8 protein-coding genes are annotated in these 11,477 nt (G+C 41.3%); 3 read left to right on the top strand and 5 right to left on the bottom strand.

Annotated features, from left to right (window positions below; all coding sequences use genetic code 11):
• Nucleotides 1-41 precede the first annotated feature (41 nt).
• Together DLD82_RS16920 and DLD82_RS16915 are read right to left on the bottom strand one after the other, a co-directional pair.
• Complete coding sequence (locus tag DLD82_RS16920; protein ID WP_181391506.1) at nt 42-1,025, bottom strand: PAS domain-containing protein; 984 nt, start codon at nt 1,023-1,025, stop codon at nt 42-44.
• Between the two features lie 322 nt (nt 1,026-1,347).
• Nucleotides 1,348-3,741, bottom strand: a complete 2,394-nt coding sequence (locus DLD82_RS16915) for a cache domain-containing protein (RefSeq protein WP_181391505.1) — start codon at nt 3,739-3,741, stop codon at nt 1,348-1,350.
• A 962-nt stretch (nt 3,742-4,703) separates the two neighbouring features.
• Here DLD82_RS16915 and DLD82_RS16910 point away from each other — a divergent pair.
• Both DLD82_RS16910 and DLD82_RS16905 read left to right on the top strand, forming a co-directional pair.
• A complete protein-coding gene (locus tag DLD82_RS16910; protein ID WP_109942312.1) occupies nt 4,704-4,997 on the top strand; it encodes a nucleotidyltransferase family protein in 294 nt (97 codons plus the stop codon).
• On the top strand, nt 4,994-5,326 hold the full coding sequence (locus tag DLD82_RS16905) for a HepT-like ribonuclease domain-containing protein (protein ID WP_109942311.1): 333 nt from the start codon (nt 4,994-4,996) through the stop codon (nt 5,324-5,326). Before DLD82_RS16910 ends, DLD82_RS16905 begins: the two co-directional genes overlap by 4 nt.
• A gap of 429 nt (nt 5,327-5,755) precedes the next feature.
• Here the strand turns inward: DLD82_RS16905 and DLD82_RS16900 are convergent, their stop codons facing one another.
• Together DLD82_RS16900 and DLD82_RS16895 are read right to left on the bottom strand one after the other, a co-directional pair.
• The gene (locus DLD82_RS16900) at nt 5,756-6,517 is read right to left on the bottom strand and encodes a sulfite exporter TauE/SafE family protein (protein ID WP_109942310.1); all 762 of its coding nucleotides are present in this window, start codon (nt 6,515-6,517) and stop codon (nt 5,756-5,758) included.
• A 143-nt stretch (nt 6,518-6,660) separates the two neighbouring features.
• The gene (locus tag DLD82_RS16895) at nt 6,661-8,694 is read right to left on the bottom strand and encodes an alpha/beta hydrolase family protein (RefSeq protein ID WP_109942309.1); all 2,034 of its coding nucleotides are present in this window, start codon (nt 8,692-8,694) and stop codon (nt 6,661-6,663) included.
• 263 nt (nt 8,695-8,957) lie between these two features.
• Between DLD82_RS16895 and DLD82_RS16890 the strand changes: the two genes are divergently transcribed.
• Nucleotides 8,958-10,859, top strand: coding sequence for a methyl-accepting chemotaxis protein (locus DLD82_RS16890; RefSeq protein WP_181391504.1), 1,902 nt, complete (start codon nt 8,958-8,960; stop codon nt 10,857-10,859).
• A gap of 199 nt (nt 10,860-11,058) precedes the next feature.
• Here the strand turns inward: DLD82_RS16890 and DLD82_RS18750 are convergent, their stop codons facing one another.
• A complete protein-coding gene (locus DLD82_RS18750; RefSeq protein WP_181391503.1) occupies nt 11,059-11,214 on the bottom strand; it encodes a hypothetical protein in 156 nt (51 codons plus the stop codon).
• Nucleotides 11,215-11,477: the final 263 nt, after the last annotated feature.

Genomic DNA, 11,477 nt, shown 5'->3' with positions numbered 1-11,477 from the left:
CAAAAAATTGTTTGAAGAAAAGCGAATTAGTCATTTGTAAGTTATAAATTCATAAACTTAGGTTTAGATGCCTTTTTTGATGATATGATGTCAGAAAATGAAATCCCCTGCTTACTCAAAATTTTTAGGTCACTAACATTCATTGATAACAATTTTTCTTCAGAAATGTGAGACATCTCCTGAAATGCGGGATTTACAGCCTTAAAATTTCCCTGAAGATCAATTGTAGCGATTGCTCCAGGATTATCTCTAATAAGGAAACCTAACTCATTTATTTTTGAATCCAACTGGGTCCGGTCTGCAAAAATAGCATAAACATACATGATGATTCCGTTGGGATCAAAAATCGGGATATATGAATACTCCATTGATGTAATCCCATTAGGAAAATCAGCTACATAGGTGCCTCGTAATGTTGACTTGGTGTTGATTGCGTCCAGGGGTGTCGGACCATCCCCTTTCAGGACTTTGAAATCACCTGCGGATCTTCCTATCCATTCTTCTTTTTTATATCCGGTTATTGTAAGAAAAGCAGGATTTACATCTGCTATTGTCAGATCCGGATTGAGTTTTATTAAGGCATATGGGTTTTCATGAATAAGTGCCTGGTTTTCTTCTATACGTACTTGTCCAGTCATATCAATAATTATAGATAAAAGGCAGGTATCACCCCCGTATATTATCCTTTTGAGGGTAACATGTGCAGGAAAAACCCTCTTATCAAAAGTTTGGTGATAAAAATAAAAACTTGATGAGCCTGATCGGTGTGTATTTTGGATGTACGTGTTGACCTCTATTCCTGATTCATTACCATTTGGCTGTTTTTCAGGAGCGAGGATGCTTGGAACTTTTCCAATCACATCATCGCGACTTGAAGCATTAAAAACCTGTAATGCTGAACTGTTACAATCAATAAATGATCCATTCGATCCAATTACAAAAACTGCATACGGTATTGAATCAATTATATTCTGAAGCGATTCTAAATCTCCGGATATTACTTTAGGAATAGATGATACACTCATAATTTCACGTTTTTTTATGTAATTTTCAACAAAAACTGAACTAATAATTTTCACAGCATATATAAACCCCAATGAGGACTGGTGCTGAGCGATGTTTCTAATTTTATAAATTTTTCTCATAAAAATTAAAATAAAACACTATATTGCAACGCAATAGAGAAACACTTAAAAATAGATCAAAGAACGAAGATATGTGGAATACATTTCTCAGGAAATATCATCATTGCTGGAATCATCCGGTAAATGGGTCTCTGTAGATTATTCAAGTGATCAAAAATTTTATTTTCACAATTATCGGTTTGCGGAAAAAATTTTCAAAAATTTAAAAATTTTCAGCAGGGATCTTTACAAGTAGCGAGATATCCCGCCCTTCCTTTGTAATATAGCCGTTTGCATAGAGGACACCATCTGAATCCGCATGCACCCCATAAAGCATTCCGGGTCCAAATGCTTCAAAGGTAAATATTCCAGACTCACCAAAAGTCATGTCAGGTGTTCCATCCGGATTGTACCGGATCAGAATCGGCGTAGTAACCCCCTGGATCTCACTTGTTCCGGCGATAACTATCTTTCCGTCATCCTGAATCGTCTTTCCCCATGCATAATCGTATCCGGATCCTCCATAAACCACAACACCTGCATCACCAAACGAGGTATCAAGCGTTCCGTCCGGGCAATATCGTAAGAGAACGATGTCATAAGAGCCATGAGTATCAGTTTCTGTACCAAGAACCATGATTTTATCGTCCGAAGAGACTGAAACCCAGTTCCCGTAATCCGGACCGCCACCGTCCCCCTGATATATTGCAAGCCCGTCTATTCCAAAGGAACTGTCCGGCTCTCCGTTCTTTTGTAGCCTGACGGTCGCAATGGAACTATTATCATCACCAGGAACCACAATCCCTCCGGTTAAAACAATTCTACCCTCCTTATCCGGAGCGATGGCAAATCCATAACTGTCTGCATCATCTGTACGGTTGAGAATAAAGATCCCGGAATCGGCGAATGTTTCATCCACTATTCCGTCAGGAGATACCCGGACGGCTATCATCTCTTTATGATGGCTCATATTCATCTCACCGGTTAAAAGAACTGCTCCGTCATCCTGAACAAAAAGACCCCGGAACGAATCGGTACCATTCCCCGGACCCGCATACCTGACAACTCCGTTATCTCCGAAATCTGTGTCGGGTGTTCCATCAGGGAGATATTTAAGAAGGATCATGTCAGGATCATGACCGTTGTGCTCCCGTCCGGCTACCAGGACATTCCCGGATGTATCATAGGTGACACCAAAGGCATAATCATCTTTTCCCGCATCTCCGCTAAAGATAACAGCCCCGTTGTTACCAAATGAGAGGTCATTCTTTCCGGTTGGGAGATACCGAAGGACCAGGATATCCTTTTGTCCGGTTTCATTCCGGGTGCCTGCGAGAAGGATCTTCCCATCATCCTGGATATCCATCTCAATACTCCTGTCATGGCTTTCTTTCGAAGACTGCCAGAGATATGCACAGGACATGTATCTGCCGCTGATTACCACGTAATCACTACCGTCACTTCCGGTTACCAGCCGGTAATAACTCTTCTTTGGAAATATACCACTCATGGCAGGATGAGAGAAGACATAATGCACCCATCCGGTTCCATGGTCAATTGCACCGGTTATCATTTCATCCCGGAACATTTTCCCGGTTACATCCCCTTTTCCAGTCATTTTCTTACCGATGAGATGGGGGTTACCTGCATCAGCGATGAGTATTCCATCAATTGTGTATACAAAGACATACAGCCCGGGAATGTCCGGATCCTTGTATGGTTCATCTCCGGCATTTATCTTATCTAATGTTTCCAGGGTATTTTCAGCGATCGCCTCCGCAGTGAGGTTTACCAGATCAGTTACCATTTGTGACGTTATCTCTGATTCAGCACACTGCACCGGAAGATACCTGTACACAATCTGCTCATATTCGGACGAACCGGATTCTGTCCGCTCTGTTTTCAGTGTGGCAAGAGTATCATTGAGTTCTCTGACAAATGCGGGGTCAGTATCCTTTTGAATTGCAAAATATTCCTCTACCGTCCCGATATCAAGGAGTGGAGTGAACTTCTCCGGATTGTTTGCATACCGGTTAATTTGTTCATTTCCTGCCATTTCTCCATAACTCCAGACATCTGCAGTCCCATTCTCCACCATCCGGATAGCCTCCCCGGCTGACGATACCACAATTACCTGGTCCGGGGATGCACCAGCATCAAGGGCGAGTTGGTACCCACTGTCATCTGATATTGCAACAATCCGGTACGATGTGATGTCGTTATGAAGGATAGAGGAATTCTCATCGGGGATTCCAAAGAGAACTTTTGCATCGGTGATAATGGGTCCGGCCCACTGGAATTTATCTTCCCGTTCCGGTATCCGGGCCATGGTAAAGAGGATGGTATTATTTCGAGTAAGAGCGGTCTGATAGGCCTCACTCCATGAACCCAAGGAAAAATCATCACGGGTAATGGAGGAACCCATGTGGTGGAAAGCAGATTCAAGAAGATCCACAGACAGTCCTTTTAAGGTTCCATCTTCCAGGTAATTGAACGGGGCATATTCCTCAGTCAGGATGAGCAGATCCGAAGGGGATGAATCTGCCAGAATTCCGGAAGTGTTCAAGACGAGCAGAAGAAACAGGGAGATGAACAGGTAGCAGCGGAAATGAGTCATATACAATAATAATCGTTCCTGTATGTTAGAGTACTCCATTCCAATAACCAGATAAGACAACTAAAGAATTAGATCAGGGTCAGGCAGTTATTATCATTAGAGCCCGTAAATAAACGGGTAAAAAACACCCTTTTTATATGTTCATTCATTACCACCATTTTAAAAAACCTAAATTGGCCTTATTTCATGAAAAATACACCAATATATAACCCCAATATACATATAATTTTTTAGCCCCAATTTAACCTTTTTTTAGTGATTAAACCGCAAATGTCGAATTCTCAAGGGGCCGCTATTTGCCCCAAAAACAGGTCAATGGATTGTATGTCAAGGGCTTTGATCCCCCTTTTTAAGAGCCTTGGTGAAAGCATATTTCCGGGAGTATTTAAAGGTCATGCAAACCTGACTTTTTTTGACCCTATATTATATTAAAGGGCAGAATTGCACTTCATCGCCCTCTGAACATATATTTCCGGACGGGTCTGACTGAGGAGTAAAAATTTCGGAAGAGAATCCCGATTAACCCCGCCCTTTGAACAAATTCAATTCAGCGACATGAATTCACAGCAGTGTTTTATCTAACATGGCAGATTTCACACAGACGGGAGCGAATGAAGACTGCTACCCGGAATCTTGCAAATCCGGAGGGCAGCATAACAAAACTCACCATGGTGCCTATCTATTAATTTGAGGAAGCACCATTCTCACTACAGCCGTTCTGGTCATAACTATGGGTGGAAGAGAATTCCCATTATATTTGTGATAAAATTTTGAATTCCATTACGGACTGATTTTGTCAAAATAAATGTTATTCATCATATAACGTTTAACTGAAATCAGTTCAATTACAGGATTCATCCTAGCGTTATTATGAGAGGAGTGTCAATAAATATAATGACATAATTGTGCATGGTCGATACGAGCAGTATTCCCTCAAAAAGCCCATCCAGGAGACAAATTTCATGAAAAAGAAAGAAGAGGTCATCTCTGTATTAAAAGAGAAAAGACCTCATCTTATACAGAAATATCATATCACAAAAATTGGCATCTTCGGCTCAGTAATACGTAACGAAGCGGGTCCGGAAAGTGACATAGATATTTTGGTTGATTTCAGTGATGAAGCTAGTCTTCTCGATCACTCCGGATTGAAAATATACCTTGAAAAACTATTTGGAGAATCTGTAGATGTCGTTCCAGAGCGTGCAATCAGGCCAGAACTAAGGACACCCATTCTATCAGATGTCATGTATATATGAGGGAACCACATCTTTTTCTCCAGGATATTCTTGATTCTTGCAACAGAATTGAAAGGTTTATTGGGTCGATATCACTTGATGAGTTTTCTCATGATGAAAAAACAATGAGTGCAGTTCGCGATCAAATCATGATTATTGGTGAAGCAGTAAAACAAATCCCTGAAGATATGAAAGGAAAATATCCGGAAGTTTCATGGGATGAGATTGCAGGGATGCGGGATATTCTTATCCATGCCTATTTCAGAACTGATGAAAGATTGATTTTTCTGACTGCAACACGAGATATTCCTGAATTAATACCATATATACAATCCATGCTGGAGGATTGAACCTTCAGATAATTACGCCTCTTTTTTCATTGAATATATATGAGAGACACTACTCTGGGGTTTAGTTCAATAGAACCTTTTCAAGTAATGATATCAGACATCCAAAACAGGTTAAAAAATCCCAAAAATAGAGATTAATTATTTATCCTTGATATTGACTCATCAAGCCGTGATGCAATAACCAAAAGATCATTAATAATTGTTGAAACCTGGTTTCGGCGATATTTTGTGAAATATCTTCAATCTGACGGGCGATAGGTTTAAAGAAACTTATTGTATCGGTAATTGTAGGTGAATCTTTTGTAACCTGTGTATCAGCCTCTCTTACTGATGATATCAACAATATTTCCTAAATCAAATCTGGTCACGGATATCTGATTTAACATCCCAAAACACCATTATTTCAAGGAAAAATTAATACAGTTCTCATTAAAAAATGGCCCCCATGAAATAATACCCGGATATCACTAATCCAAACCCTACGATAATCCACCGGAACATGTCCGGATTCAATTTCTCTACAATACTCCCCCCTGCAACTCCTCCAATGACAGACCCGATACTCATGATAAGGACAATCAGCCACTCGATACTTCCGGAAAAGATGAAAAAAAGAGCAGCAGTCATGTTGACACTGAATGATATCGCAAGTTTCAGGACATTCAGACTTGCCAGTGAATCATCAAACAGGAGACCCAGAACAGCAATGACGATTACACTGACTCCGGCACCAAAATATCCTCCGTACACCGATGAGAAAAATAACAGGAGAAACCCTCCTCCGGTGACAAGAAAAGCTGACCGGACGTTAGATTCTTTTGCCTGCAGCCACCGCTTTACCGGAACCTGAACGGCAACAAGGACTGTTGCCAGGAGAATCAGGTAGGGAATTAGTTCCCTGAATGATTGTTCATCTGAATGAATAAGCAGGAAACCGCCAATGAATCCACCGACCACACAGACAGGAAGAATCCGGAGAAGTCTTTTCTTTTGAAATTTGAACTCTTTTCGCTGGGCAAAAATCCCTCCGAAATATCCGGGGCAAAGAGCAAGAGTATTGGTGATATTTGCCGTAACGGGAGGAATCCCAAGGGCTAAGAGGGCAGGAAAACTTACCAGGGTTCCTCCTCCGGCGACTGCATTGATAAAACCCCCTGCAAAAGCCGCAAAAAATATAATGAACTCGTCCATGATTCTGATGCACAAAATACTAAATTGATGGTACTATCAGCTACAAAGCATAATGAGCATACGTGTAGGAACCCGGGATTTACTCATTCCATGTTCAGACCCGGATCCTTAAGACAAATAGTTTGATCTTAATCACAAAATTATCAGGAGAGGAGGTGACCGGAAAGCCACTCTATCTCTTCGGTCACTTTCCGGACCTGGTTATCATAGTGTTTCATATGATGAGGCTCATCCTTAAAGAGAATCATCTGAACATCACCTTTACTTGCCATCTTGTATGCCCGGTAGGTTGTCATCGCACTCGCCGGAACCACCGCATTATCCACTGTACCCTGGAGCATGAGTATCGGAGCGGTAACATTTCCGGCATTATAAACCCCCATGTTCCGGATGTACGGCTCGGGATCCTCAAAAGGCGTCTTATCATAATACATCCGGTTCATGACAATACCATTCGTATATGCCAATTGGGAGTTTTCATCCTGGTACCCGGCTCCAACTACTCCGGCCTTCAGGGAGTTGTCTTTTGTTACCCATGAAAGAGTCAGAATACCTCCATATGACCATCCGGTCACTCCTACCCGGTTTTTATCAATAACACCCTTATCTGCGAGAACTGCAACGCCATTCATCATATCTTCCACCGCAAGGGAATATGTATGCCCTTCCTCGATTGATGCGGCAAAATCAAACCCGTAATTACTACTTCCATGATAATTGGGTGAGAATGTGACAAACCCGGCACTGGTTATCAGATGGTAGGGAAATTCCCAGGTATCACGCCAGCTGTCAAAATCGGTATAAATTGGACCACCGTGAATGACAACGACCAGAGGATACAACGTGCCTTTGGTATAGCCGGGAGGATACCGGACAACTCCCTGAATGGTATCTCCACCGGCTCCTTTCCACTCAATTACCTCCGAAGAACCCAGGGGTTTTTCCAGGAGTTTTGCATTCAGATGTGTCATATTTTCAGGAGTTCCAATGCTGTCTCCGGAGATGTGTGCCTTATAGATCTGTGGAGGGACTGATGCAGAATTATAGTTGTAATACAGCGTATTGCCATCCACCGTTGATTCAAGAGCAAAAATATTCCCCTGGTGTTCTCCTTTGAGGAGGACCATATTCCACCCGGAAGGTGTTTTCGTATATTTTACAAGTTGGGGATTTGTCCCGTCAGCCAGAAGAGCATACACACCGCCCATGAAAGGAGTCATCTCAATATCATCGTTGAAGAGATCTTTCAGCATTAACCTGTCCCATTGCATCGGTATCTCTTCGACTGTTCTGGTAGCCGGGGAGTATGTAATAATATCCGAAGCATACCTCACCGGATAATGCATGCCACCATTTATCATCCGTTCTATGTAAACGACAGAACTATCCGGAGCCCATGCAAACTCATTTTCATCCTGATACCCTTCTTCCCGGGTCATAATCTCATCTTCAGTCCCATTCTCCACATCAAGGAGATAATATGTAAATTCAGGATTTGTCAGCCAGACTTCCGGATACTCAGAGGATTTATAAAGGATGTATCTCCCGTTCGGAGAGGGGAGATATGCATAGATGACATCGGTATTTGTGGTAGGGTTCGTGATTTCTCCGGTTTTTATATCATACGAATTCAGGATGACCGGATCAGGCTCCTTGTCCATGATCGTAACCCCTCCGGGTTTTGTATCTTCTGGAGTATCAGGAGAAGGTCCAAGGTATGCCAGACCGGAAGTTCCGGCCCATGAAAAACCATTCAACAACTCTTTTGGCACGCCGGGCATCTTTTCAACTTTCATCGTGGTAAGATCAAGAATGGTAAGATAACTATCGCCTCCGGTCCTGGGTAGTGCTGTATATGCAAGATGTCTGCTGTCAGGTGAAACAGACCAGGAGGTAACTGATTCATCCGGAGACGAGAGAATGGTCTCAGTTTTTGATTTGGTCAGTATCATCCGGAGTGTCGCGTTATCAGCCGGAGGAGTGAGATCATCACCCTCAGTTACCAGGTAGATTATCTTTGATTCATCCGGGGAAAGAACGAATTTGTGCAGATATTCCATTTTCAAAATATCATCATGTGACAGAGGTTCTTCCTGAGCCAGTATAACAGGGCAGAGAACAAGAGTGACGATACCCAGCAATACTACTGATAAACTGAATTTTTTACGAAAAATCATAATTACACCAATTTTCAATGGGAGACATACATTTTCTGACAGACTGATGTGGATTGCCCCTTGAAGTCAACCTTGTTTTTTATGAATATATATCTGATGAATAGTCGGTGGAATGAAACAACAAAAAATAAAAATTTGAGATTGGGATTTAAATTTCATCAAAATCCGACAAAACACAGTTTTTAAGAATATTTTGATCCAGATATATTACATGAGTACTATTCACCAAGGTTTTTTAACGATTAATGGATATATGAATGCATATGAACTCTGATCCTGAATATGATTCAAAACCCGAAGATATTTCACGGGATGAATGTATTAAAAAAAATATCCAACTCAATGATACCATTAGATCACTTAATGAAGAGATTTCTGCACTTAAAAGTGAGAAAGAAAAATACGAATCTTTATTCAGGCACAACCCAAATCCGATACTTGTCTGGAATCCGGATTTACAAGTAATCGATACAAACGATGTATTTGTGAAAAAAACCGGTTATTCCAGGGAAAAAGCACTCTCACTCAAACTATCTGATTTTGTATATATTGATAAAAAAGGAGATGGAATCCAGGAAACTCTTCGCGATAAAGTGATGAAGTCAGGAGAGGCTACCTTTAAATTCCCGGCAGGGATCCTCTCATGGGTCAGATATACCATTCCTATTCTTGATAAACAGGGCAATATCAGGACGATTCTATCGGTTTATAATGATGTGACCGAATTAAAAACAGAACTTGATGAGATTGAAGCCCTTCAAAAAAGAGCGGATACCATAGTCAATGAAAATCCATACCCGATAATAGTCTGGGACCCGAATCTCAATATCACTACCATAAACAAGGTTGCAGTAAATCTCATGGGTTTTAGTTCCGGGGATGCCAGTCGGATTACAATCAAAGACTTTGATTACATCAGTCAGACCGGAACGAACGTTGCTGACACATTTAAATATGGAAAATCCAGCCAGGGGATGGCGGTCATCAGATTCTCTACCGGCATCAAAACACTTGAACGCCATAATATCCCTCTTACTGATAAATCAGGGAAAGTCGTCAGTGTTTTATCAGTGTATTATGATCTGACTGATCAAAAACAGGCAATTAACGATATTATCCAGGTAATTCAAACCGCAGAGAAAGGAGATCTTACTGTACGAACCCATGAGGAAAATTACACCGGTGACTTTTTTGAAATATCAAGAGGAGTCAACCAGATTCTCGAGATTATCACCAATCCTTTCCGGGTATTTAAAGATAAGATAGGGGATATTGCATCCGGTGCTGAAGAAGTAAATGCCAGTGTTGAAGAGGTTTCCGCAGGTACAAATTTGCTCGCACAGAACTCTAATACCTTAAGTCATAATACGGAGCAGGGAGAAGACGGAGTCAGACAGATTCTTCGGGCGATGGAGGATCTGTCTACAGCGGTTGCTAATATTGCTTCAAATGGTGACTCTGTTGCACGGCTCGCTTCATCGGCAGAGGAGAAGAGTAAAACCGGGATTCAGCTTGCAAAGAAGACCGAGCATGCAATGGAGGGGATCACCCGGACATCTGAGGAAGTTGATACCATTGTCAATGATATCAGGGGCCAGATGGATCAGATAGGAAAAATTGTAAAACTGATCACAGACATTGCAAACCAGACAAATTTACTTGCGTTAAACGCTGCAATAGAAGCGGCACGTGCCGGAGAAGCAGGCCGCGGATTTGCCGTTGTTGCTGCAGAAGTAAAGTCGCTGGCCCAGGATTCCAGACAATCGGCAGAGAATATTGCTGAGATGATAAATAATCTCCAGTTAAAATCCCAGAAAGCTGCAGATGCCGTTAAAAGTTCAGTAGATAATGTAAAGGAAGGGAATGCAGCATTGTCTGAAACTATCACATCATTCACCAGTATTGCAGATTCCATTGAGGATATATCAACAAATGTGACAAATATGGCTTCAGTTACCGAAGAGCAGGCAGCGAGTGTTGAAGAAATTACTGCAAGTATAAATGAAGTTGCGACGCTTTTGAATAATACCGTTCGTCAGGCACTGGACTCATCTGCCGCAACCGAAGAAGCCTCTGCAGCCCTTGCCCAGATAGTAAAAGCAATACAAAATGTCTCTCAGAGTGTGGAGATGCTATCGGCTGAGATGTCAAAATTTGTGGTATAAATTCAAATTACCGCTGGGTTTTGCAAATCAGCACTATTTTTTTTATTTCTTATCTGAAGATAAAATCAGGAAGATATAGGGTTATCTGATATAATTACCTCTAAACATAGAGGTTATTTCTTAAAACAGGCAAATAATTACGAGTGAACAGATACACTATTCACCTCTATCCCGAAGAACCGGGTCAGAAATCGTTAGTTCATCCGTGAAACATTACATTCACTTTATCCGGATGGTACGTATCCGGCTTTGTTTCATGAAACCTGAGTACCCGCTGTTGATTTCGCATATAAATGCCATCAAGCATGGACAGGTATTCATTTATCTCATCAGATGATTTTGAGTCTGAATTCATTCAAATCAGATATAATAATCTTAGGAAATCAACCTATATAATTAAGATCATTCGGACTTTTTTAAAAAACCGAAATCCGGTTTCTGATAACTGAAAATATTATAATCTGAAAGTCAGGAGCAGAAGGCTCTGTCGGATAATCAAGTGATACCCCGAATTTCAGGAACTCTATAACTTTAGCCATAATAATTGCAAAATAATCGAATTGCACAAAAAACATCAATAATTGTCATTTTCACTTCGTTTAAGGTACCAGATATTCT

The sequence above is a fragment of the Methanospirillum stamsii genome (assembly GCF_003173335.1).
Taxonomy (GTDB): domain Archaea; phylum Halobacteriota; class Methanomicrobia; order Methanomicrobiales; family Methanospirillaceae; genus Methanospirillum; species Methanospirillum stamsii.
This window is presented reverse-complemented; position numbering and strand designations above follow the sequence as displayed.